The 22900-nt window shown below is 73.1% G+C and carries 23 protein-coding genes; 5 read left to right on the top strand and 18 right to left on the bottom strand.

Annotated features, from left to right (window positions below):
- Window positions 1-125: 125 nt before the first annotated feature.
- Window positions 126-515 carry a hypothetical protein gene (locus C1708_RS09855; RefSeq protein ID WP_106412302.1) on the bottom strand — a complete coding sequence of 130 codons (390 nt, stop codon included), beginning with the start codon at window positions 513-515 and terminating at the stop codon, window positions 126-128.
- A 187-nt stretch (window positions 516-702) separates the two neighbouring features.
- Between C1708_RS09855 and C1708_RS09860 the strand changes: the two genes are divergently transcribed.
- Window positions 703-1506 carry an SAM-dependent methyltransferase gene (locus tag C1708_RS09860; RefSeq protein WP_106412303.1) on the top strand — a complete coding sequence of 268 codons (804 nt, stop codon included), beginning with the start codon at window positions 703-705 and terminating at the stop codon, window positions 1504-1506.
- A 78-nt stretch (window positions 1507-1584) separates the two neighbouring features.
- On the opposite strand, the gene gatB is transcribed toward C1708_RS09860, so the two are convergent.
- The 9 genes from gatB to C1708_RS09905 all read right to left on the bottom strand — a co-directional run bounded on the left by gatB (window position 1585) and on the right by C1708_RS09905 (window position 12701).
- On the bottom strand, window positions 1585-3096 hold the full coding sequence (gene gatB / locus C1708_RS09865) for an Asp-tRNA(Asn)/Glu-tRNA(Gln) amidotransferase subunit GatB (RefSeq protein ID WP_106412304.1): 1512 nt from the start codon (window positions 3094-3096) through the stop codon (window positions 1585-1587).
- Window positions 3097-3112: 16 nt separating this feature from the next.
- The gene (locus tag C1708_RS09870; RefSeq protein ID WP_106412305.1) at window positions 3113-3352 is read right to left on the bottom strand and encodes a hypothetical protein; all 240 of its coding nucleotides are present in this window, start codon (window positions 3350-3352) and stop codon (window positions 3113-3115) included.
- Entirely contained in the window at window positions 3349-4845 is a 1497-nt protein-coding gene (gene gatA / locus C1708_RS09875) for an Asp-tRNA(Asn)/Glu-tRNA(Gln) amidotransferase subunit GatA (RefSeq protein ID WP_106412306.1), read from the bottom strand. The genes C1708_RS09870 and gatA overlap by 4 nt, the downstream gene beginning before the upstream one ends.
- A 6-nt stretch (window positions 4846-4851) precedes the next feature.
- Window positions 4852-5148 carry an Asp-tRNA(Asn)/Glu-tRNA(Gln) amidotransferase subunit GatC gene (gene gatC, locus C1708_RS09880; protein WP_030421655.1) on the bottom strand — a complete coding sequence of 99 codons (297 nt, stop codon included), beginning with the start codon at window positions 5146-5148 and terminating at the stop codon, window positions 4852-4854.
- Window positions 5149-5561: 413 nt separating this feature from the next.
- The gene (locus tag C1708_RS09885; RefSeq protein ID WP_106412307.1) at window positions 5562-7814 is read right to left on the bottom strand and encodes a putative bifunctional diguanylate cyclase/phosphodiesterase; all 2253 of its coding nucleotides are present in this window, start codon (window positions 7812-7814) and stop codon (window positions 5562-5564) included.
- Between the two features lie 260 nt (window positions 7815-8074).
- Entirely contained in the window at window positions 8075-10270 is a 2196-nt protein-coding gene (gene ligA, locus C1708_RS09890) for an NAD-dependent DNA ligase LigA (protein ID WP_106412308.1), read from the bottom strand.
- Between the two features lie 14 nt (window positions 10271-10284).
- Window positions 10285-11292: a methionine synthase gene (locus tag C1708_RS09895; RefSeq protein WP_106412309.1), complete on the bottom strand. Its 1008-nt coding sequence runs from the start codon at window positions 11290-11292 to the stop codon at window positions 10285-10287.
- Between the two features lie 152 nt (window positions 11293-11444).
- Window positions 11445-12143, bottom strand: a complete 699-nt coding sequence (locus tag C1708_RS09900) for an SDR family oxidoreductase (protein ID WP_106412310.1) — start codon at window positions 12141-12143, stop codon at window positions 11445-11447.
- An 18-nt stretch (window positions 12144-12161) separates the two neighbouring features.
- Window positions 12162-12701 carry an LOG family protein gene (locus C1708_RS09905; RefSeq protein ID WP_198602447.1) on the bottom strand — a complete coding sequence of 180 codons (540 nt, stop codon included), beginning with the start codon at window positions 12699-12701 and terminating at the stop codon, window positions 12162-12164.
- An 80-nt stretch (window positions 12702-12781) separates the two neighbouring features.
- Here C1708_RS09905 and C1708_RS09910 point away from each other — a divergent pair, with 80 nt between their 5' ends.
- Both C1708_RS09910 and C1708_RS09915 read left to right on the top strand, forming a co-directional pair.
- Window positions 12782-13117 (top strand): DUF427 domain-containing protein, encoded by a 336-nt coding sequence (locus tag C1708_RS09910; protein WP_198602448.1) that lies wholly within the window; start codon window positions 12782-12784, stop codon window positions 13115-13117.
- A 79-nt stretch (window positions 13118-13196) separates the two neighbouring features.
- Complete coding sequence (locus tag C1708_RS09915) at window positions 13197-13976, top strand: alpha/beta fold hydrolase (RefSeq protein ID WP_106412312.1); 780 nt, start codon at window positions 13197-13199, stop codon at window positions 13974-13976.
- A gap of 279 nt (window positions 13977-14255) precedes the next feature.
- Here C1708_RS09915 and mnmA read toward each other — a convergent pair whose 3' ends face one another.
- The gene (mnmA, locus tag C1708_RS09920; protein WP_106412313.1) at window positions 14256-15392 is read right to left on the bottom strand and encodes a tRNA 2-thiouridine(34) synthase MnmA; all 1137 of its coding nucleotides are present in this window, start codon (window positions 15390-15392) and stop codon (window positions 14256-14258) included.
- 60 nt (window positions 15393-15452) lie between these two features.
- Here mnmA and C1708_RS09925 point away from each other — a divergent pair, with 60 nt between their 5' ends.
- Window positions 15453-16175, top strand: coding sequence for an N-acetylmuramoyl-L-alanine amidase (locus C1708_RS09925; protein WP_106412314.1), 723 nt, complete (start codon window positions 15453-15455; stop codon window positions 16173-16175).
- 45 nt (window positions 16176-16220) lie between these two features.
- Here C1708_RS09925 and C1708_RS09930 read toward each other — a convergent pair whose 3' ends face one another.
- The 3 genes from C1708_RS09930 to C1708_RS09940 all read right to left on the bottom strand — a co-directional run bounded on the left by C1708_RS09930 (window position 16221) and on the right by C1708_RS09940 (window position 18008).
- Window positions 16221-17390, bottom strand: a complete 1170-nt coding sequence (locus C1708_RS09930; RefSeq protein ID WP_106412315.1) for a cysteine desulfurase family protein — start codon at window positions 17388-17390, stop codon at window positions 16221-16223.
- A gap of 92 nt (window positions 17391-17482) precedes the next feature.
- Window positions 17483-17749 carry a DUF4190 domain-containing protein gene (locus tag C1708_RS09935; protein ID WP_106412316.1) on the bottom strand — a complete coding sequence of 89 codons (267 nt, stop codon included), beginning with the start codon at window positions 17747-17749 and terminating at the stop codon, window positions 17483-17485.
- A 91-nt stretch (window positions 17750-17840) separates the two neighbouring features.
- On the bottom strand, window positions 17841-18008 hold the full coding sequence (locus C1708_RS09940; RefSeq protein WP_106412317.1) for a hypothetical protein: 168 nt from the start codon (window positions 18006-18008) through the stop codon (window positions 17841-17843).
- Window positions 18009-18131: 123 nt separating this feature from the next.
- On the opposite strand from C1708_RS09940, the gene C1708_RS09945 reads away from it, so the two are divergent.
- Window positions 18132-18791: a TetR family transcriptional regulator gene (locus C1708_RS09945; RefSeq protein WP_106412318.1), complete on the top strand. Its 660-nt coding sequence runs from the start codon at window positions 18132-18134 to the stop codon at window positions 18789-18791.
- Between the two features lie 56 nt (window positions 18792-18847).
- On the opposite strand, the gene C1708_RS09950 is transcribed toward C1708_RS09945, so the two are convergent.
- The 4 genes from C1708_RS09950 to C1708_RS09965 form a co-directional block, all read right to left on the bottom strand.
- Entirely contained in the window at window positions 18848-19708 is an 861-nt protein-coding gene (locus tag C1708_RS09950; protein WP_106412319.1) for a thioesterase family protein, read from the bottom strand.
- Between the two features lie 71 nt (window positions 19709-19779).
- On the bottom strand, window positions 19780-20448 hold the full coding sequence (locus tag C1708_RS09955; RefSeq protein WP_106412320.1) for a trimeric intracellular cation channel family protein: 669 nt from the start codon (window positions 20446-20448) through the stop codon (window positions 19780-19782).
- Between the two features lie 69 nt (window positions 20449-20517).
- A complete protein-coding gene (locus tag C1708_RS09960) occupies window positions 20518-21900 on the bottom strand; it encodes an ABC transporter ATP-binding protein (RefSeq protein WP_106412321.1) in 1383 nt (460 codons plus the stop codon).
- Complete coding sequence (locus C1708_RS09965; protein ID WP_106412322.1) at window positions 21897-22898, bottom strand: ABC transporter ATP-binding protein; 1002 nt, start codon at window positions 22896-22898, stop codon at window positions 21897-21899. The genes C1708_RS09960 and C1708_RS09965 overlap by 4 nt, the downstream gene beginning before the upstream one ends.
- Between the last annotated feature and the right edge of the window lie 2 nt (window positions 22899-22900).

A 22900-nucleotide genomic window follows, 5' to 3' on the forward strand; every position in this document is an offset into this window, starting at 1 on the left:
TGCCCTGCCACTGTTACAGGCAAAAATGATCGTTTGTCGCTTTCGTGTACTAACTCACATTTCTTTTCCGGGCCGTTCGGAGCGGGTGCGCGGGCCGGTCACGGCGGGTGCGCGGGTCGCTCGTCTCAGTCGAACTGGTCGCCCAGCGCCATGACCATGACGCCCGCGACGGCCGTCCACAGCGCCCTGCGGGTGCGTCCGCGCGCCCCCAGCACCGCCGCCAGGGCACAGACGGCCGCCCCGCAGGCGTAGGCCACGGGGACCAGGGCCGGGGCGGTGCCGACGGCCCGGAGCAGGGCGGCGGCCGTACCGGCGGCGGCGAGCACGGCGCCGGTGCCGACGGCGGCCCGGCGGGCCCGCCGCGCCCGCTCGGCGAGGAACTCCTCGTCATCGCCCTCGTGGGCGTCCTCGGCCGCCCCGGCCTCGGCCGCTTCCGCCGCTTCTGTCTCCTCCCCGGCCGTGTCCGGGGCGGTCCGCGTGTCCGGGGGCACGTCGGAATCCGGGCGTCCACTCATGGCGCCGGAGCGTAGCGCCCCGCCTCCGGAAACCCGGATGCGGGGGCACCCTGCCCGCTGTTAGCGTCCCCGGGTCCGACACTCCCGCGGCAGTGGGCCGCCGGCCGAAGCAGGTGCTTGATGCTTGTCCGTCCGATCTCCGACGCGACTCCGCCCCTCTTCACGGCCTCAAGGAGCCCCTTCACCGATGTCGGACCTCACACCGCACACCTCGCACGACGACCTCGCTAGCCGCCTCAGCCTCCCCCGGTACCCCCGCAGCGGCGCCTACGACCCCCGCTGGACCATCGACAACCAGATGGGCCCGCACGCGCTGTGGCTGCTGGAATGGCTCGCCCCCGCCCTCGGCCCGGACGCCCTGCGCCCCGGCGCCCGCGTGCTCGACCTGGGCTGCGGCCGCGCCATGACGTCCGTCTTCCTGGCGCGGGAGTACGACGTCCGGGTCACCGCCGCCGACCTGTGGACCGAGCCGGACGAGAACGCCCGCCGGATCGCCGAGGCGGGCCTCGCCGACCGCGTCCTGCCCGTCCACGCGGAGGCGCACGCCCTGCCCTTCGGTGCGGGGACCTTCGACGCGATCGTCTCCGTCGACGCGTACCAGTACTTCGGCACCGACGACCTGTATCTGCCGGCGCTGACCCGGCTGCTGAAGCCCGGCGGGCGGATCGGGATCGTCGTCCCCTCGGTCTCCGAGGAGATCGGGGGCACTGAGCCGCCGGAGCACCTGAAGCCCTACTGGGAGCCCGCGTTCTGGTGCTTCCACAGCCCCGCCTGGTGGCGCCGCCACTGGACCCGCAGCGGCGCCGTGGACGTCGAGACGGCCGACTGGCTGGAGGACGGCTGGCGGGAGTGGCTGCTGTGGTGCGACGTGGTCGCCGAGCACCACACCGACGAGTTCCACGTGCGGACGAGCCGGGAGAGCGCGCGGATGCTGCGCGCCGACCAGGGCCGCACGCTGGGCTTCACCCGCGTGGTGGGCCGCCGCCGCTAGCGCGCCGCGCGGGAAGAGGACGCACGGGAAGGGGGACGCACCCGCCGGGTGCGTCCCCCTCCCTCTTGTCGTACGGGCTCAGCCCTCGACGCCCAGCTTCTGCAGGATCAGTTCCTTCACCCGGGCCGCGTCCGCCTGGCCGCGCGTGGCCTTCATGACCGCGCCGACCAGCGCACCGGCCGCGGCGACCTTGCCGCCGCGGATCTTGTCCGCGACGGCCGGGTTGCCGGCGATCGCCTCGTCGACGGCGGCGGTGAGCGCGCCCTCGTCGGAGACGACCTTCAGGCCGCGCTTCTCGACGACCTCGTCCGGCGCGCCCTCACCGGCGAGGACACCCTCGATGACCTGGCGGGCCAGCTTGTCGTTCAGGTCGCCCTCGGCCACCAGCTCGGTGACGCGGGCCACCTGCGCCGGGGTGATCGCCAGCTCGTCCAGCGCCTTGCCGGACTCGTTGGCGCTGCGGGCCAGCTCGCCCATCCACCACTTGCGGGCGGAGGCCGCGTCGGCTCCGGCCTCGATCGTGGCGACGATCAGGTCCAGCGCACCGGCGTTGAGGATGGCCTGCATGTCGGTGCCGGAGATCCCCCACTCCTCGCGGAGCCGGTTGCGGCGCACCAGCGGCAGTTCGGGGAGCTGCGCGCGCAGCTTCTCGACCCACTCGCGGGACGGGGCGACCGGGACCAGGTCGGGCTCCGGGAAGTACCGGTAGTCCTCGGCCTCCTCCTTCACCCGGCCGGAGGTCGTGGACCCCGTGTCCTCGTGGAAGTGCCGGGTCTCCTGGACGATCGTCCCGCCGTCGTTCAGCACGGCCGCGTGGCGCTGGATCTCGAACCGGGCGGCGCGCTCCACCGACCGCAGCGAGTTGACGTTCTTGGTCTCGGAGCGCGTGCCGAACTTCTCGGCGCCCTTCGGCATCAGCGACAGGTTGACGTCGCAGCGCATCTGGCCCATCTCCATGCGGGCCTCGGACACGCCGAGCGCCCGGATGACCTCGCGCAGCTCGCGGACGTACGCCCGCGCGACCTCGGGGGCCCGCTCGCCCGCGCCCACGATGGGCTTGGTGACGATCTCGATGAGCGGGATGCCGGCGCGGTTGTAGTCGAGCAGGGAGTGGGACGCGCCGTGGATGCGGCCCGTGGCTCCGCCGACGTGCGTCGACTTGCCGGTGTCCTCCTCCATGTGGGCGCGCTCGATCTCCACGCGGAAGACCTCGCCGTCCTCCAGCTGCACGTCGAGGTAGCCGTCGAAGGCGATCGGCTCGTCGTACTGGGAGGTCTGGAAGTTCTTCGGCATGTCCGGATAGAAGTAGTTCTTCCGGGCGAAGCGGCACCACTCGGCGATCTCGCAGTTCAGCGCGAGGCCGATCTTGATCGCGGACTCGACGCCGGTCGCGTTGACGACCGGGAGCGCGCCGGGCAGGCCGAGGCAGACCGGGCAGGTCTGGGTGTTCGGGTCGGCGCCGAGCGCGGTCGAGCAGCCGCAGAACATCTTGGTCTTGGTGCCGAGTTCGACATGGACCTCGAGGCCCATGACGGGGTCGTACGACGCGAGTGCGTCCTCGTACGACACCAGGTCGGTCGTGGTGGTCACGGTGAAAACTTCCCTCTCAGCCCAGCAGGACGTCGTCGTCGCCCAGCCGCTTCAGCTCGCGGTAGAGGATGGCGAGACTGGTGACGATCGCGGCGGCGGACACGGTGGCGTCGATCAGGACCAGGGTGTCCTTCTCCGCGCGCGCCTTCTTCAGCCGCTTGGCGACGCCGACCGCGCCGAACGCGGTGGCGGCCATGGACAGGTACGTACCGGACCGGGACTTCTTGAAGCCCTTGGCCTTGGTCAGTGCACTCACAGCGACGGAGCCTCCTCGAGCAGCGGGTGGCCCCACTTTTCCACGAAGGCGGCCTCGACGGCGGCACCGACCTTGTAGAGGCGGTCGTCCTTCATGACCGGGGCGATGATCTGCAGTCCGACCGGCAGGCCGTCCTCCGGCGCGAGACCGCAGGGCAGCGACATGGCGGCGTTGCCCGCCAGGTTGGTCGGGATGGTGCACAGGTCGGCGAGGTACATCGCCATCGGGTCGTCGGCGCGCTCGCCGATCGGGAAGGCGGTGGTCGGGGTCGTCGGGGAGACGATCACGTCGACCTGCTCGAAGGCCTGGTCGAAGTCCCGCTTGATGAGCGTGCGGACCTTCTGGGCGCTGCCGTAGTACGCGTCGTAGTAGCCGGAGCTGAGCGCGTACGTGCCGAGCATGATGCGGCGCTTGACCTCGTCGCCGAAGCCGGCCTCGCGGGTCAGCGAGGTGACCTCCTCGGCGGAGCGCGTGCCGTCGTCGCCGACGCGCGCGCCGTAGCGCAGGCCGTCGAAGCGGGCGAGGTTGGAGGAGCACTCGGAGGGCGCGATCAGGTAGTACGCGGACAGCGCCAGGTCGAAGGACGGGCAGTCCAGCTCGACGATCTCGGCGCCCAGCTCCTTGAGCAGCTCGACCGACTCGTCGAACCGCTGGACGACGCCGGCCTGGTAGCCCTCGCCCCGGAACTGCTTGACGACGCCGACGCGCATGCCCCGGACGCTGCCGTTGCGGGCGGCCTCCACGACCGGCGGGACCGGCTCGTCGATGGAGGTGGAGTCCATCGGGTCGTGCCCGGCGATCACCTCGTGCAGCAGGGCCGCGTCCAGGACCGTGCGGGCGCAGGGGCCGCCCTGGTCGAGGGAGGAGGAGAACGCCACCATGCCGTAGCGGGACACCGCGCCGTACGTCGGCTTGACGCCGACCGTGCCGGTGACGGCGGCCGGCTGGCGGATGGAGCCGCCGGTGTCGGTGCCGATGGCGAGCGGCGCCATGTGCGCGGCCAGCGCGGCGGAGGAACCGCCGCCGGAGCCGCCGGGGATGCGGGCGAGGTCCCACGGGTTGCCGGTGGGGCCGTAGGCGCTGTTCTCGGTGGAGGACCCCATGGCGAACTCGTCCATGTTGGTCTTCCCGAGGATGACGACGTCGGCGGCCTTCAGGCGCCTGGTGAGCGTCGCGTCGTACGGCGGGATCCAGCCCTCGAGGATCTTGGAGCCGACGGTGGTCGGGACGCCCTCGGTGGTGAAGATGTCCTTCAGCGCGAGGGGGACGCCGGCCAGCGGGCCGAGCTCCTCGCCGCGCTCGCGCTTCTCGTCGACGGCGCGGGCCTGCGCGAGGGCGCCCTCACGGTCGACGTGCAGGAAGGCGTGCACCTTCTCGTCGACGGCCTCGATGCGGGCCAGGTGGGCCTCGGTGACCTCGACCGCGGTCAGCTCGCCGGAGGCGATCTTCGCGGCGGTCTCGGCCGCGGTGAGCTTGATGATGTGATCGCTCATGGCGTTCTACTCCTCCCCCAGGATCTGCGGCACCTTGAAACGCTGCTGCTCCTGGGCCGGGGCGCCGGAGAGCGCCTGCTCGGGGGTGAGCGAGGGACGGACCTCGTCGGCCCGCATGACGTTCGTCAGCGGGAGCGGGTGCGAGGTCGGCGGTACGTCTTGGTCGGCGACCTCGCCGACGCGGGCGACCGCGCCGATGATGTCGTCGAGCTGGCCTGCGAAGTGGTCGAGCTCTTCGGGCTTCAGCTCCAGACGCGCCAGCCGGGCGAGGTGGGCGACCTCCTCGCGCGTGATGCCAGGCATGCAGCGATCCTCTGGGGTGAGTGTGTGTGGTTTGGGACCAATCCTATGGGGCGGGCGGGCGTGCCCGTGAAACCCTTCCCCGGCCACCGGTCACCACGGCCGTCCGGCCCCTCCCGGCCCCGGCGTCCCACGCCGTCCGGAGGGCCTCGCCCTCGGGCACCCGGGTCCCGGACGTCCCCGCGGCCGGCCGCTGCGCCTCCCGGTTCACGGCGTCACGCCGCCTGCCGGCGGGCGTCCTCCGGCCGTTCCTCAGCCGCCTTTCGGTCGCCCGGCCACCCGGGCGTCCTCGCCCTCGGGTGTGTCCGGCCCCCGGAAGCCCGGCCTCGGGCCCCCTGGCCTTCCCCTCCCAGGTCCTGACCCTCGGAGCCCGAGGGCTCGCGCCCCGGCCCTCGCGCGCCCCGGCCCTCGGACGCCTAGTCCTCCGCCGTGCCCGTCGCCGCGGGGAGTGCCGCCGCCGGGCGTTGCCAGCCTCGGGAGCCCCGGGCGAGGAGCCAGGCCGTCGTCTCGTCCGGGGGCATCGCCGCTGCGACCAGCCAGCCCTGGACCGCGTCGCAGCGCAGGTCGCGGAGGCGTTCCCAGGTCTCGTCGTCCTCGACGCCCTCCGCGACCACCAGCAGGCCCAGCGAGTGGGCCAGGTCGATGGTGCAGCGCACGATCTCCGCGTCCTCCGCGTCGAACGCCAGCCGCGCCACGAACGAGCGGTCAATCTTCAGCTCGCTCACCGGCAGCCGCCGCAGATGCACCAGCGACGAGTAGCCGGTGCCGAAGTCGTCGAGGGACATCTTCACGCCGTGCCCGGTCAGCGCGTTGAGCGTGTCGGCGGCCCGCGTCGGGTCCTCCAGCAGCACGTGCTCGGTGATCTCCAGCTGGAGCGCGCCCGCGGGCACCCCGTACCGGGCCAGCCGTGCGGCGACGGAGCCGGCGAAGCCGGGGCTGTGGACGTCACGCGGCGAGACGTTGACGGCGACCGGGACGAACAACCCCTGGGAGCGCCACTCGGCGACCTGCCCGAGCGCGGTCTCCAGCACGTACTCGGTGAGCTGCGGCATCAGCCCGGACGACTCGGCCATCGCTATGAACTCGTCCGGGGGGACCCGGCCGCGCTCCGGGTGCACCCACCGCACCAGCGCCTCGAGGCCGGAGACCTGGCCGTCGAAGCGGACCTTCGGCTGGTAGTGCAGCTCCACCTCGTGCGCGTCGAGGGCGCGGCGCAGATCGCCCAGCAGGCCCAGCCGGTCGGGGGTGTTGGAGTCCCGCTTGGACTCGTACGCCTCGACCCCCGTGCGGTCCCGCTTCGCCTGGTACATCGCCACGTCCGCCCGTCGCAGCAGCCCTTCGGCGTCGGCCGCGTGGTCCGGGAAGACGGCGACTCCCGCGCTCGCCTCCAGGACGAGGGTGAGCCCGTCGAGGTCGAGCGGGGAGCTGAGGGCCGCGACGAGACCACGGGCGGCGCGGGTCGCGGACGTCGTGGAGTCCGCGGCGGGCAGTAACACGGCGAACTCGTCGCCGCCGAGCCGCGCGGCCTCCGCCCCGCGCGGCAGGGCCAGTCTCAGCCGGTCGGCGATCTGCAGCAGCAGCCGGTCGCCGGCGAGATGGCCGAGGGTGTCGTTGACCGACCGGAAGCGGTCGAGGTCGATGAGCATGAGCGCGGCGCGGGAGCCGGCCCGCTCCGCGTCGTCCAGCGCGGTCCAGATGCGCTCCTGCAGCCACTGCCGGTTGGGCAGCCCGGTCAGCGGGTCGCGCAGCTGCTCCTCGGCCCGCGCGCGGGCTATCCACAGGGTGGAGTCGAGGGCGATCAGCGGGATGGCGAACAGCGGCAGCAGGACGGGCTTGGCGTCGGCGACCACGCACACCAGCGGGGCGATGCCGAGCAGGGCGACCGCGACGAGGCCCTGGCGGACCAGGGCGGTGCGGGCGACGGTGGGCAGTCCCGAGCGGGGGGTGTGCAGGTACCACAACAGGGTGCGGGTGACCGAGAGATAGACGGCGGCGACGAGCACCACCCCGGGACCGGTGTACAGGGTCCAGGTGTCCGGGGTGGACGGCGACTCGACGGACGGCACGGTGCCGAAGGCGGCCAGGACGAGCGCTCCGGCGCCGATGCCGAGCAGGTCGACCGCGCCGTGCAGCACGCCCTGCCGCCACCGGCCCCGGCGGGCTATGCCGACCAGGACGACGACGGTGAGGCTGACCATGCCGGCCGGGACCCAGCCGTAGAGCAGCAGCACGGCGAGGGTGAGGGCCGCGCCGGAGCCGGTGCCGCCCCACCAGCGGGAGCGGCCCAGCATCACGAGGTGGCCGACGACGATGCCGGTGAGCACCGCCAGCGACCAGCCGACGGTGCCGGACGGGAAGAGGGCGTGCCCTCCGGTGAAGGCCCGCAGGAAGCCGGCGCCGAGGACGAAGCCGGCCGCCGCGACGACCGCGGTGGGCAACGCGGGCCAGGACGGGTGCCGTTCGGTCTCCGCGCCGGCCTCTCCGATACCGTGCCCGCCGGCCGGGCGTGCCGCGCCGGCGCCGCGCGCGTCCGCGGCGCCCGCCCCGGCGTGCCCCCGCGCGTCCGGTCGCTGCGCGGGCCGCCCGTCCTCACGGCCGCGCCGCCGGGCGACCGCCAGGCGGCGCAGGCGCAGCCGTGAGCCCGGGGCGGCGCTCTCGGTCGGTTCCATTCCCGTCCCTCTCACAGCCGGCGGTGCCCACGCCACGCGGCCCGATGCCCGACATCCCTCAGCGGCTCCGCCGTGGAAAGCCCTTCCCCGGACCCGTCACGGGTACGGGGGTTGCCCCGGCCGCAACTGGGCACGGCAGGCGCACATCTCAACAGTAGGCCGCGGAAGGCTTGTACGGGCACCGGTCGTCGACGGTTGCCCGAATGCGCCCCAGCCACCCGTATGCATCTGGTATGCGCCGATCAGGTGGTCTTCAACCGTTACTCCTCGGCCGAAAGAGCGGCGTCGGCCGCGGCGTCGGGCCCCTGCTCCAGAAGCACCGTGAAACCGTCCTCGTTCAGAACCGGCACCTTCAACTGCATCGCTTTGTCATATTTCGACCCGGGGTTGTCGCCCACGACGACGAACGACGTCTTCTTGGACACCGATCCGGTCACCTTGGCGCCCCGGTTCTGCAGCGCCTCTTTCGCGCCATCCCGGGTGAAGTTCTCCAGCGTCCCCGTCACCACGACCGTGAGTCCTTCGAGCGGACGGGGGCCCTCGTCCTCGCCGGACCGCTCGTCCTCCATGCGGACGCCGGCCGCCTTCCACTTGCGGATGATCTCCCGGTGCCAGTCCTCGGCGAACCACTGCTTGAGCGAGGCGGCGATGATCTCGCCGACGCCCGGGGTGGCAGCCAGTTCCTCCTCCGACGCCTGCTCGATGCGGTCGACGGACCGGAACTCGCGGGCCAGCGCCTCCGCCGCCACCGGGCCGACGTGACGGATCGACAGCGCGGTGAGCATCCGGGCCAGCGGGCGGTCCTTGGCCGCCGCGATGTTCTCCAGCATCGCCAGGGCGTTCTTCTTCGGGGCGCCCTCCTGGTTGGCGAAGACCGTGACGATCTTCTCCTCGCCGGTCTTCGGGTCCCGCTTGGGCAGCCCGCTGTCCTGGTCGAGAACGTACGCCTTGATGGGCAGCAGCTGCTCGACGGTGAGGTCGAACAGGTCGCCCTCGTCCTTCAGCGGCGGCTCCTTCGGCTCCAGCGGGCTGGTGAGCGCCGTGGCGGCGACGTACCCGAAGTGCTCGATGTCCAGCGCCTTGCGGCCGGCGAGGTAGAACAGCCGCTCGCGCAACTGGGCCGGGCACGTACGGGCGTTGGGGCAGCGCAGGTCGACGTCGCCCTCCTTCATCGGCCGCAGCGGAGTGCCGCACTCGGGGCACTCGGACGGCATCACGAACTCCCGCTCGCTGCCGTCCCGCAGGTCGGCCACCGGCCCGAGGATCTCGGGGATGACGTCACCGGCCTTGCGCAGCACCACCGTGTCGCCGATCAGCACGCCCTTGGCCTTCACCACGTCCTGGTTGTGCAGCGTGGCGAACTCGACCTCCGAGCCGGCCACCGTCACCGGCTCGACCTGCGCGTACGGGGTGACGCGGCCGGTGCGGCCGACGCCCACCCGGATGTTCACCAGCCTGGTGTTGACCTCCTCCGGCGCGTACTTGTACGCGATGGCCCAGCGCGGGGCGCGCGAGGTGGTGCCGAGGCGTCCCTGGAGCGGGATCTCGTCGAGCTTGACCACGACGCCGTCGATCTCGTGCGCCACCGAGTGGCGGTTCTCGCCGTAGTGCGCGATGAACTCCCGCACGCCCTCCAGGCCGTCGACCACCCTGTTGTGCGGGGACGTCGGCAGGCCCCACTCCTTCAGCAGGTCGTAGGCCTGGGAGAGCCGGGTCAGGCCCTTGTAGCCCTCGAGCACGCCGATGCCGTGCACCACCATGTGCAGCGGGCGGGTGGCGGTGACCCGCGGGTCCTTCTGGCGCAGCGAACCGGCCGCCGCGTTGCGCGGGTTGGCGAACGGCTTGTCGCCGGCCTCCACCAGGCGGGCGTTGAGCCCCTGGAACTTCTCCATCGGGAAGTAGACCTCGCCGCGGATCTCCACGACGTCGGGCACCTTGTCGCCCCTGAGGCGGTCCGGGATCTCGGCGATCGTGCGGACGTTGGGCGTGATGTCCTCGCCGGTGCGGCCGTCGCCGCGGGTCGCCGCGCGGACCAGCCGGCCGCGCTCGTAGGTGAGGTTGACCGCCAGGCCGTCGACCTTCAGCTCGCACAGGAAGTGGTAGGTCTGGTCGCCCAGTTCCCGGTGGATGCGGTCGGCCCAGGAGGCGAGGTCCTCGTCGTTGAACGTGTTGTCCAGGGAGAGCATCCGGGAGCGGTGCTCGACGGAGGTGAACTCCGTCTCGTAGGAGCCGGCGACCTTCTGGGTCGGCGACTCCGGCGTGCGCAGCTCCGGGTGGCGCTCCTCCAGCTCCTCGAGCTCGCGCAGGAGGCGGTCGAACTCCGCGTCGCTGATGACGGGCGCGTCGTTCACGTAGTACCGGAAGCGGTGCTCCTCGATCTGCTCGGCGAGCGTGGCGTGCCGCTCCCGCGCTTGTGCGGGCACGCTCGTCGTCTCCGCTTGCTTGTCGCCGGCCACCGTGTGTCCTCCCGTTACTCAGGGTTGTCCGCGAGGGATCTCGCCGCCCGGACGCAGTGGGCGTAGGCCGATCGCGCGTACCCCGGGGACGCCCCCGCGAGTCCGCACGCCGGGGTGACCGTGACCGCCTCCGGGAGAAGTCCCGGCCGCAGCCCCAGCCTGCGCCAGAGCGTCCTGACCCCCATGACGCTACCGGCAGGGTCCGACAACGGGCCGTCCGTGCCCGGCACGACGCCGGCGAACAGCCGGGTCCCGGCCTCCACGGCCTCCCCGATCGCCTCGTCGTCACGCTCGGTGAGAAGGGAGAGGTCGAACGAGACCGCCGCCGCTCCGGCGCGGCGCAGCAGGGCGAACGGGACGTCCGGGGCGCACGAGTGGACCACGACCGGCCCGCCGTCGTGCACGCCGACGACGTCGCGCAGGGCGGACTCGACGATCTGCCGGTCGACGGCGCGGTGGGTGCGGTAGCCGCTGGCGGTCCTGATCCGTCCGCGCAGGACCGCGGTGAGGGACGGTTCGTCGAGCTGGAGGACGAGCCGCGCGCCGGGGACGCGGCGGCGCACCTCGTCGAGGTGCAGGCGCAGGCCCTCGGCGAGGGAGGCGGCGAGGTCGCGGCAGGCGCCGGGGTCGGAGAGGACGGCCTCGCCGTTCCTCAGCTCCAGGGACGCGGCGAGGGTCCAGGGGCCGACCGCCTGGACCTTCAGCAGTCCTTCGTAGCCCTGCGTGAACTCCTCCAGCGCGTCGAGGTCCTCGCCGAGCCAGGAGCGGGCGCGGCGGGTGTCCCGGCCCGGACGGTCGCCGATCCGCCAGCCGCTGGGCTCCACGCGCGCGTAGAGCTCGACGAGCAGGCCGGCGGTGCGGCCGATCATGTCGGCGCCGGGGCCGCGCGCGGGGAGTTCGGGGAGGTGGGGGAAGTCCTCGAAGCTGCCGGTGGCCGCTTTGGCGGCCTCTCTCGCGTCGGTGCCGGGGAGGGAGCCGATGCCGGTGGCGGAGGCGGGTGGGAGGTGAAGGGTGTCGTTCACACGGGAAGCGTACGCAGGGGGCGGCGGGGGGTTTCGCCCCCGCCGCCCCTTCCTTTCCCTCCCTGGGGCTGCGCCCCGGACCCCCTTCGGCCCTTCGGGCCTCGTCCTCAAGCGCCGGACGGGCTGGAGTCACCGGGCCGGCTCACAGGAGTTCAGCGTCCTGGCCGGACCGTCAGGTCGTTGACCTCCGCGTCCCTCGGGAGGTCCAGGGCCATGACGATCGTCGTGGCGACCGACTCGGGGTCGATCCACTTCGCCGGGTCGTACTCCTTGCCCTCCTGCTGATGGACCTTGGCCTGCATGGGGCTGGCGGTGCGGCCGGGGTAGACCGAGGTGACGCGGACGCCGCCCGCGTGCTCCTCCGCCCGGAGGGAGTCGGCGAGGGCCTTCAGGCCGTGCTTGGACGCCGCGTAGGCGGACCAGTCGGCGTGGGCGTTCAGGCCGGCGCCGGAGTTGACGAAGACCACGTGGCCGCGGCTCGCGCGGAGCTGGGGCAGGAAGTGGCGGGTCAGTTCGGCGGGGGCGACGAGGTTGACGTTGAGCTGGTGGCGCCAGCTCTTCGGAGTGAGGTCGCCGACCGGGCCGAGGTCGACGACGCCCGCGACGTGCAGCAGCGAGTCCACCCGGTCGGGCAGCGACTGGTGGGAGAACGCCCAGCTCAGCCGGTCGGGGTCGGCCAGGTCGCCGACCAGGGTGCGGGCACCGGGGAACTCGGCGGCCAGCTCCTTCGCGCGGCCGGCGTCGCGCGCGTGGAGCACGAGGTCGTCCCCGCGCGCGTGCAGGCGGCGCGCGACGGCCGCGCCGATGCCGGAGCCGGCTCCGGTGATCACATGTGTAGCCATGACCGCCATGCTCGCATCACCGCGGGGTCAGGCGACGCCCAGGCTCTCCTCCAGGTGGGCCAGCGCGCCGACCGGCTCCTCGGCGAAGAAGACCAGTTCGCCGAGCGGGCGGGGCAGGAAGCCCTCGTCCTCCATGCGGCGGAACTGCTCCTTGAGCCCGTCGTAGAAGCCCGCGGTGTTGAGCAGCACCACCGGCTTGTCGGTGTGACCGTGCTTCTTCAGCTCCAGGATCTCGGTCGCCTCGTCGAGGGTGCCGGTGCCGCCCACCATGATGACGACGGCGTCGGCCTTCTCCAGCAGCAGCCTCTTGCGCTCGGCGAGGTCCTTGGCGACCACCATCTCGTCGACGCCGTCGCGGGCCTTCGCCGCGAGGAACTCCACCGAGACGCCGAGGAGCCGGCCGCCGGCCTCCTCCACCCCGTCGGCGACGACCTTCATCAGACCGACGTCCGAGCCGCCCCAGACCAGGGTGTGGCCGCCCTTGCCGAGCAGGCGCGCGAACTCCCGCGCGGGGCGTGTGTAGCGGTCGGCGAGGTCGGCGGCGGAGAGGAAGACGCAGATGTTCACGGGCGTCAGCCTACGCCCGGGAAGAAGGCCGCCTCGAGGGGCGCTGCAGGGGGGTGGGACGACTGTCGAAGGAGGACGCCGTGACCACAGGCCATCGCATCACCGTGGAGCCCGGCGACCGGCACGTGCGCGTGGTGCGCGACGGGCGGGTGCTGGCGGAGAGCGACCGGGCGCTGGTGCTGCACGAGACGGGCTGTCCCGTGCGCTACTACATCCCGCCCGAGGACGTGCGGCTCGACCTGCTGACGCCGTCCGCGACGCACACGTACTGCCCGTTCAAGGGGACCGCGTCGTACTGGTCGCTGCCGGACGCCCCCGACCTGGTGTGGGCGTACCCGGAGCCGAAGCCGGCGGTGGCCCCGATCAAGGACCACCTGTGCTTCTACGACGCGGAACACGACGTGGAAGCGGACTGACCGCCCCGTCGGGTGCGATCGGCGGACGCGCCGCCCGCCTCACCGACGATTCCCGCGCCGTGCGGCAGTCTGGTGAGACATGGACCAGAACATCTCCTCGCGCGACGGCACCTCCCTCGCCTACGAGAGCGCCGGGCGCGGCGCCACGATCGTCCTCGTCAGCGGCGCGATGTCCACGGGCGCCACGGTGGCGCCGCTGGCCGCCCCGCTCTCCGAGCGGTTCCGGGTGGTGGTCTACGACCGCCGCGGCCGGGGCGCGAGCGGTGACACGCCGCCGTACGCGGTGGAGCGCGAGGTGGAGGACCTGGCGGCGCTGATCGAGGCGACGGGCGGCGAGGCGGCGCTGTACGGCGTCTCCTCGGGCGGCGCGCTGGCGCTGCGGGCGGCGGCGAGCGGGCTGCCCGTGCGTCAGGTCGCGGTGTACGAGACGCCGTACGCCCTGTCGGAGGAGCACCTCGCGGAGCGCGCCCGGTACACCGAGCGGCTGACGGCGGCCCTGGAGGAAGGGCGGCGGGGCGACGCGGTGGAGCTCTTCCTCCGGCTCACCGGACTGGGCGACGGGGTGATCCGGAGCGCGCGGCAGTCGCCGATGTGGGCCGGCATGGAGCCACTGGCGCCGAGCCTGGCGTACGACGACGCGGTGATGGGCGACGGGGGCGTGCCGCGGGAGATGCTGGCGTCGGTCGAGGTGCCGGTGCTGTCGATCGCGGGCGACGCGAGTCCCGCGTGGATGCGTCAGGCGGCGCGGGCGATCGCGGAGTCGGTCCCCCGGGGCGCGTACCGCACCCTGGGGGGCCAGACCCACATGGCCGAACCGGATGTCCTGGCGCCGGTGCTGGCGGAGTTCTTCTCGCGGTGATCCGGTCCGCGGCGGCCTTCGGGCCCGTGTCCAGCGGGCGCCGGCGGTCGGCGCCGGGACGGTCGGCGCCGGTCCGGGCGCCCCGGCAGGCGGCGGCCGGGCGGGGCCGCCGGCGTCCGGGCCGGCGGGCACGGGCGGGCGCGGACGCCGTGGTCCTGTCCGTGGCGCGACGCGTCAGGGGCTCGGTCCGTCGGAAGCGGACGGCACGACTGTGCCGTACGGCGCCGCCCGCATCCGCGGCGCACAGACCGTGTGCGCCTGCTCCGGACCGCCCGTGCGTCAGACCGTCGTGGCCCGCTCCGTCGCCCGCTCCGTCGAGGCGATCGTCGCCGAGCCCACCACGCGCGTGCCGTCGTACAGGACGACCGCCTGGCCGGGGGCGACGCCGCGGACCGGCTCGGTGAAGCGCACGCGCAGCTCCTCGCCGACGAGTTCCGCCGTCACCTCGGTCTCGTCGCCGTGGGCGCGCAGCTGGGCGGTGTAGGTGCCGGGGCCGGTGGGGGCGGCGCCGCACCAGCGGGGGCGGATGGCGGTGAGGGCGCCGACGTCCAGGGCGGCCGCGGGACCGACGGTGACGGTGTTGGTCACCGGGGAGATGTCGAGGACGTAGCGCGGCTTGCCGTCCGGGGCGGGGGTGCCGATCCTGAGGCCCTTGCGCTGGCCGATGGTGAAGCCGTAGGCGCCCTCGTGGGTGCCGATCCTGGCGCCGGACTCGTCGACGATGTCGCCCTCCGCCTTGCCGAGACGCCTGGCGAGGAAGCCCTGGGTGTCGCCGTCGGCGATGAAGCAGATGTCGTGCGAGTCGGGCTTCTTGGCGACGGAGAGTCCGCGGCGCTCGGCCTCCGCGCGGATCTCCTCCTTCGTGGTGACCGTGTCGCCGAGCGGGAACATGGCGTGGGCGAGCTGGCGGTCGTCGAGCACGCCGAGGACGTAGCTCTGGTCCTTGGCCAGGTCCGAGGCGCGGTGCAGCTCGCGGGTGCCGTCCTCGCGGAGGATCACCTTGGCGTAGTGGCCGGTGCAGACGGCGTCGAAGCCGAGCGCGAGCGCCTTGTCGAGCAGCGCGGCGAACTTGATCTTCTCGTTGCAGCGCAGGCACGGGTTGGGGGTGCGGCCGGCCTCGTACTCGGCGACGAAGTCCTCGACGACGTCCTCGCGGAAGCGGTCGGCGAGGTCCCACACGTAGAAGGGGATGCCGATGACGTCGGCGGCCCGGCGGGCGTCGCGCGAGTCCTCGATGGTGCAGCAGCCCCGCGCGCCGGTGCGGAACGACTGGGGGTTCGCGGAGAGCGCGAGGTGGACGCCGGTCACGTCGTGGCCCGCTTCGGCCGCGCGGGCGGCGGCGACGGCGGAGTCGACGCCTCCGGACATGGCGGCCAGGACGCGGAGGGGGCGGGAGGGCTGCGGGGTGTCAGTCATAGCCCCTCCAGGGTACGGGGGCGCGGGAACCACGGCCGCCGCATATGCGTTCACGCTCACATGGGGGTCAGAAGAGCATCCGAGGACGGCGACCGGCGCATCGGGCGGCGTGCCCTGATCGTGGGCGGGCTGGCGGCAGCGGCGGGGACGGCGGCGCTGGCGCGCGACGAGCTGGCGCGGCTGTGGTGGCGGCTGCCCGGGGTCGACAAGCCGCGCACCCCGGGCGCGGTCGACTTCGCGGGCGCCCGCTGGGTGGCGGCCTCGGACGCCAACTGGCGCGGCGCGGACCGGCCCGACGACTACGGCATCGACATGGTGATCGTGCACGTCACGCAGGGCAGCCTGGACAGCGCGGTGAGGGCGTTCCAGAACCCGGGCCACCAGGCGGCGGCGCACTACATCGTCGGCAAGGACGGCAGGGTCACGCAGATGATCCGCGAGCTGGACGTGGCGTACCACGCGGGCAACCGCGACTACAACGAGCGCAGCGTCGGCATCGAGCACGAGGGCTTCGTGGACCGCCCGGAGGACTTCACCGACGAGATGTACGCGGCCTCGGCCCGCCTCACGGCCGGGATATGCGCCCGGTACGGCATACCGGTGGACCGCGAGCACATCCTCGGCCACGTCGAGGTCCCGGGCACCGACCACACGGACCCCGGCCCCCACTGGGACTGGGACCGCTACCTCGGCCTCGTCCGCCGCGCCGGGACGGCACGGACGGAGGAGAAGCACTCGGCCGCCCCGGCAGGAGGCCCGGGGAGCCCCGTACCGGGTTCGTAGTCACCCGGAGGGCGCCGGAAGCCGCTCCGGCTCGGACCCGCCGCCTCAGCTCAGACCCGCCGCCCGCGCGCGTTCCACCGCCGGGCCGATGGCCTTGGCGAGGGCTTCGACGTCGGCGTCGGTCGAGGTGTGGCCGAGGGAGAAGCGGAGGGTGCCGCGGGCGAGGTCGGGGGCGGTGCCGGTGGCGAGGAGGACGTGGCTGGGCTGGGCGACGCCGGCGGTGCAGGCGGAGCCGGTGGAGCACTCGATGCCCTGGGCGTCCAGAAGGAGCAGCAGGGAGTCGCCCTCGCAGCCGGGGAACGTGAAGTGGGCGTTGGCGGGGAGCCGGCCGCCTGGGTCGGGGTCGCCGGCGAGGACGGCGTCGGGGACGGCCTCCAGCACCGCGGCGACCAGGTCGTCGCGGAGCCGTCCGACCTCCAGGGCGAACCGCTCCCGCTGCTCGGCGGCGATCCGCCCGGCGACCGCGAACGAGGCGATCGCCGGCACGTCGAGGGTGCCGGAGCGGACGTGGCGCTCCTGGCCGCCGCCGTGCAGCACGGGCACGGGGGTGTGCTCGCGGCCCAGGACCAGGGCGCCGATGCCGTACGGGCCGCCGATCTTGTGGCCGGAGACGGTCATGGCGGCGAGCCCGGACGCGGCGAAGTCCACCGGGACCTGGCCGAAGGCCTGGACCGCGTCGGAGTGCAGGGGGACGCCGAACTCGGCGGCGACGGCGGCGAGTTCGGCGACCGGCAGGATCGTCCCGATCTCGTTGTTGGCCCACATGACGGTGGCGAGGGCGACGTCGTCGGGGTTGCGGGCGATGGCCTCGCGCAGCGCCTCGGGGTGGACCCGGCCGTGTGCGTCGACGGGGAGGTACTCGACGGCGGCGCCCTCGTGCTCGCCGAGCCAGTGGACGGCGTCGAGGACGGCGTGGTGCTCGACGGGGCTGGCGAGGACCCGGGTGCGGGCCGGGTCGGCGTCGCGGCGCGCCCAGTACAGGCCCTTCACGGCGAGGTTGTCGGCCTCCGTGCCGCCGGAGGTGAAGACGATCTCGCTGGGGCGGGCGCCGAGGGCTTCGGCGAGGGTCTCGCGGGCCTCCTCGACGGTGCGCCGGGCGCGGCGGCCGGCCGCGTGCAGGGAGGAGGCGTTGCCGGTGACGCCCAGGTGCGCGGTGAGCGCCTCGACCGCCTCGGGCAGCATCGGGGTGGTCGCGGCGTGGTCGAGGTAAGCCATGGTGGGGCCGATTCTACGGGCCCGGTGCACGACACACGGATCGCGGTGGCCAGGACGCGACGCCTCTGCGGGGGCCTCGCCGGGGCGTCCGGTCAGAAGCTCCAGGAGAGCGTGCCGTCCGCCTGCATGAACGCGACGAGGACGACGAGGTCGGCGATGCCGAGGCCCAGGCCGAGCAGGGCGCGGCCGCGGCGGGCGGTGCCCCGCCGCAGGGCGACGGACGCCAGCACGATGGCGGCCGGGCCGAGGAAGACGTTGAGGACGAGCAGGCCGAGCAGGCCCAGGACGAAGGACGCGACGGCCATGCCGTCGGTGTCGCGGATGCCGGTGCGGCGGCCGGCCGGTGCGGTGAGCTGCATGGTGATCGGCTCCTGCGGTCGGTCGGAGGTGGAGCGGAGGGGCGGCGTGCGTCCCCGTGACGCGCGGTACGCGGGACGCGACGCGCGCGGGTCAGTGCGCCGAGCTGCGGCGGTCGCGGCCCTGGCGCTCGCGCAGGGCGAAGACGCCGAGCCAGACGGCGATGACGGCGCCGACGGTGACGGAGAAGGTGAGCGGCGCGTGCGCGACGGTGCCGAGGACGACGCCCAGCAGCAGGAGCGCGGCGACGAGGAACAGCATGGGTCGGACCCCCCTGTTCGAGTGAACGACTGCAGTGACATCTGTTCACTGACTACCCAGTACAACACCGTCCTCACTTCTCGGCGCCGCCCTCACTTCTCAACGGGGGAGAACAGTCGTTGACTGCGGGGCACGAGTCCCACGACCGGCATCCGGCAGGCCCAGAAGCGGAAGACCCGGCAGGCACTCCTCGACGCGGCGCTCGGGCTGCTGGAGGGGCAGAGCCTGAGCAGCCTGGGCCTGCGTGAGGTCGCCCGTGCCGCGGGCATCGCGCCGACCGCCTTCTACCGGCACTTCCGGTCGGTCGAGGACCTGGGCGTGGCACTGGTCGAGGAGGCCCTGGGCAGCCTGCACCCGGTGATCCGGACGACGGTGTCCCCCTCCGGCGACGGGGAGGAACGCATCGCGCGCGCCATCGGGCTGATCGCCGGCCATGTGGACGCGTACCCCGCACACGTACGGTTCATCGCCCGGGAACGGCACGGCGGGGTGCGTCCGGTCCGCGAGGCGATACAGGAGCGGCTGGCGCGGTTCACGGCGGAGGTCGCTCAGGCGCTGGCCGGGGACGCGGAGTCGGCGGGCTGGAGCGCCGAGGACCTGCTGATGCTCGCGCAGCTCCACATGGACCAGATGCTGATCACGGCCTCGCTCCTCCTGGAGGCGTCGGCGGGTTCGCCCGAGGCCCGGGAGCGGGCGTCGGAGGTGGCGGCGCGTCAGCTGCGGCTGGTCCAGGTGGGGCGGCGGCACTGGCTCGACGGGACGGCCGCGGCCGGGGGGCGGTGACCCGGCGAAGGGGCGGCGGGGGTCGTCCATGACCTCCGCCGCCCCTCGTCGTCGGCTCAGCCCAGACGCACCCGGGCCAGCTGGCGGGACTGGGCGACGAGGCGGTCGGCGCTGTCCCAGACCTCGGCGTCCTCCTCCAGGAAGCCGCCCGCCAGGTTGCGGGTGGTGACGGACACGCGCAGGGGGCCGGGGGCCGGGCGGCAGCGCACGTGGACGGTCAGCTCGACCGTGGGCACCCAGCCGGTCAGGCCCATCTCGAAGGCGGTCGGCGGCAGCGCGTCCACCGCGAGCAGCAGCGCCAGCGGGTCGGGGTCCCGGCCGTCGGCGAGACCGAACCAGGCCCGCATCTCGCCCTTGCCGGACGGTTGTCCGAGGGCCCAGCCGAGCGTCGACGGGTCGAGCTTCAGCATCAGCCGGCCGGTGATCTCGGAGCTGCCGTCGACCGGGGCGGGGCCGTCCTCGGGACCGAAGCACCGGTCCATCGGCGGCAGCGCGGGCGGTGCGGCCGTCGTCCGGACGTCGTCGGGGAGGGAGTCCAGGTCGCCGTAGGAGGCGAGGACCCGGATGCGCTCCACCTCGTCGCCCCGCTCGTCGAGCTGGAAGAGGGACGCCTGCCCGGTGGACAGCGTGCGCCCGGTGCGGACGGTCTCGGTGCGGACGACCGCCGGGCCCGGCTGGGAGGCCGTCAGGTAGTGCGCGGAGACGGTGAACGGGTCGGAGTGCGGCAGCGTGTCCGCGAGCGCGCGGCCCAGGACGGCCAGCAGGTAACCGCCGTTGACGGCGTTGATGATCGTCCATCCGGCGGAGAGGTCGATGTCGTAGACGCCGGGTTCTCGCGCGGTGAGCGCGGTGTCGCGGTCGAACTCACTGTCACCGATGACGGCCCGGGTGGCCTGGGCGGAGGCTGCTTCTGGCATGGGTGAACAGTACAAGAAGATGATACTAAGCGGTAGCTTTGCGCCGCCCGGTGGAGGTGACGCCTCTGCGGTCAGGCGGGCGGCTGCTCCTCGGTGACCGTCGAACGCCGGTGCCAGGCGCGGGGCGCCCGCCAGTGGTAGCGCATCGCGAGCAGTCGCAGCACGAAGGCGGTGGCGGCGGCGGCGGTGCTGGTCACCGGGTTGAGCATGTCGAAGCGCAGGCACAGGGCGACCATGGTCGCGCCGACGATGGCGGGCACCGCGTACAGGTCGCGGTCCCAGCGCAGCAGCGAGGGCACCTCGTTGGCGAGCACGTCGCGCAGCACACCGCCGCCCACCGCGGTGGCCAGGCCCAGACAGGCGGAGGCGGTGAGGCCGAGCCCGTAGTCGTACGCCTTGGTGGTGCCGACGACGCAGAAGAGGCCGAGGCCGGCCGCGTCGAAGACGTTCACGGCGGTCTGGATGCGTTCGACGTGCGGGTGCAGGAAGAACACGAGGACGGTGGCCAGCAGCGGGGTGACGAAGTACCCGAGATCCGTGAAGGCGGCGGGCGGCACCGCGCCGATGATCAGGTCGCGGAAGAGACCGCCGCCCAGGGCGGTGATCTCGGCCAGCACGGCGATCCCGAACACGTCGAAGTTCTTCCGGACGGCCAGCAGGGCGCCGGAGATGGCGAAGACGAAGATGCCGATCAGATCGAGCGTGTGCAGGACGGACGGGCTGAACAGTTGCTGAAGCACTTACATAGTGTGGCGCAGAAAGGACCCCTCACCTTGCAAAGCAAGGTGAGGGGTCCTTTCTGATGCCGATCAGACAGCCTTCTCGGGCTCCTCCTCGGACGCCTCAGGCTTGACGGGCTTCTCCGCCTTGGCCGGCTTCTCCGCCTTGACGGGCTTCTCCGCCTTGACGGGCTCCTCCGCCTTGACGGGCTCCTCCGCCTTGACGGGCTCCTCCGCCTTGACGGGCTCCTCCGCCTTGACGGGCTCCTCCGCCTTCGCGGGCTCCTCCGCCTTCGCGGGCTCCTCGTTCTTCGAGGCCTTCTCCGCCTGCGCCGGGATCTTGGCCGGGCTGTCCTTGACCGCTGTGTCCTCGGCCGCGGTGTCCTCGGCCGCGGTGTCCTTGGCCACGACGTCCGTCTCCGGGTTGTCGTCGACGCCCTCGCGGGTGGCCGAGACGACCTCGCCCTGGGTCAGCCGCAGCTTGCCGGACGCGATGTCCTCCGCGTAGTGGCACGCCACCCGGTGGCCGCCGCCGATGTCCCGCAGCTGGGGGCGCTCGGTCGAGCAGCGCTCGGCCTGGGCCCACGGGCAGCGGGTGTGGAACCGGCAGCCGCTGGGCGGGTTCGCCGGGGAGGGCAGGTCGCCGGTGAGCAGGATGCGCTCGCGCTTGTCCTCCACCTCCGGGTCGGGCACCGGCACGGCCGACATCAGGGCCTTGGTGTACGGGTGCTTCGGCTCGGCGTAGAGCGCGTCGCTCGGCGCCTCCTCGACCAGCGCGCCCAGGTACATCACGCCGATCACGTCGGAGATGTGGCGGACCACCGCGAGGTCGTGGGCGATCACCACGTAGGTCAGGCCGAGTTCCTCCTGGAGTTCCTCCAGCAGGTTGATGACCTGGGCCTGGACCGACACGTCGAGCGCGGAGACCGGCTCGTCGCAGATGATCACGTCCGGTTCGAGGACGAGGGCGCGGGCGATGCCGATGCGCTGCCGCTGGCCGCCGGAGAACTCGTGCGGGTAGCGGGCGAGCGCGTTGGAGGGCAGGCCGACCTTGTCCAGGATGGCCTTGATCTTCTCGCGGCGCTCCTCCTGGTCCTTGCCGATGCCGTGGGCGATCATGCCCTCGGACAGGATCGACTCGATGTTCTGCCGCGGGTTGAGCGAGCCCAGCGGGTCCTGGAAGACCATCTGGAGCCGGCGCCGGAAGCGGCGCATCTCCTCGCCGGGCAGCTTCGCCAGGTCGGTGCCGTCCAGGACGACCGAGCCCTCGGTGATGTCCACCAGCCGCAGCACCGACCGCCCGAGGGTGGTCTTGCCGCAGCCGGACTCGCCGACCAGGCCGTAGGTCTCGCCGGCCTCGACCTTCAGGGACACCCCGTCCACGGCGTACACGTGGCCGACCGTGCGGTCGAACAGGACGCCCTTCTTGATGGGGAAGTGGACCTTGACGTCGTCCAGTTCGAGCAGGCTCATGCGGGGACCTCCTCGGCCTTCGCGTCGTCGAGTACGGGGTTGACGCACCGCACCTGGTGACCGGCGGCGCGCGGCTCGGTGAGCTGCGGGGTGCCGGTCAGGCAGCCCATCTCGTACCGGTCGCAGCGGGGCGCGAAGGCGCAGCCGTCGGCCCAGGCGATGCGGTCGTTGATCGAGCCGCGGATGGGGGTGAGCGGCTCGCCCCGGGGCGCGTCGAGCCGCGGGATGGAGCCCAGCAGTCCGTGCGCGTAGGGGTGGGTGGGGTGGGCGAACAGCTCGCGGCGCCCGGCGGACTCCACGACCTTGCCCGCGTAGAGCACGTTGACCTGGTCGCAGAGGCCGGCGACCACGCCGAGGTCGTGGGTGATCATCAGCAGGGCGGTGCCCTCCTGGTCCACGAGCTCCTTCAGCAGCTCCAGGATCTGCGCCTGGATCGTCACGTCGAGGGCCGTGGTGGGCTCGTCCGCGATGAGCAGGCGCGGGGCGCAGGCCACCGCCATGGCGATCAGCGCGCGCTGGCGCATACCGCCGGAGAGCTGGTGCGGGTACTCCTTGAGCCGCCGGGTCGGGTCGGGGATGCCGACCCGGTCCAGCAGGTGGGCGGCCTCCTTGCGGGCGGCCTCCCCCTTCATCCCGCGGTGGCGCTCCAGGATCTCGGTGACCTGCACGCCGATCGGGACGACCGGGTTCAGCGAGGACAGCGGGTCCTGGAAGATCATCGCCATTTCGCTGCCGCGCAGGTCACGGCGGGCGGACGGGCTCATCGTGAACAGGTCCGTGCCGTTGAACTCGGCACGGCCGCCGAGGGTGAGGCCCTTGGCGGGCAGCAGACCCATCAGGGCGAGCGAGGTGACGGACTTTCCGCAGCCGGACTCGCCGACCAGGCCCACGACCTGGCCCTGGTCGACCTCGAAGGAGACGCCGTCGACCGCCCGGGACTCCTTGCGGCCCTGGCCGCCGAAGGTGACGGTCAGTTCGTCGACAGTGAGCAGAGACATGG

Origin of the sequence: Streptomyces sp. DH-12, assembly GCF_002899455.1 — a bacterium.
In the GTDB taxonomy this organism is placed as follows: Bacteria; Actinomycetota; Actinomycetes; order Streptomycetales; family Streptomycetaceae; genus Streptomyces.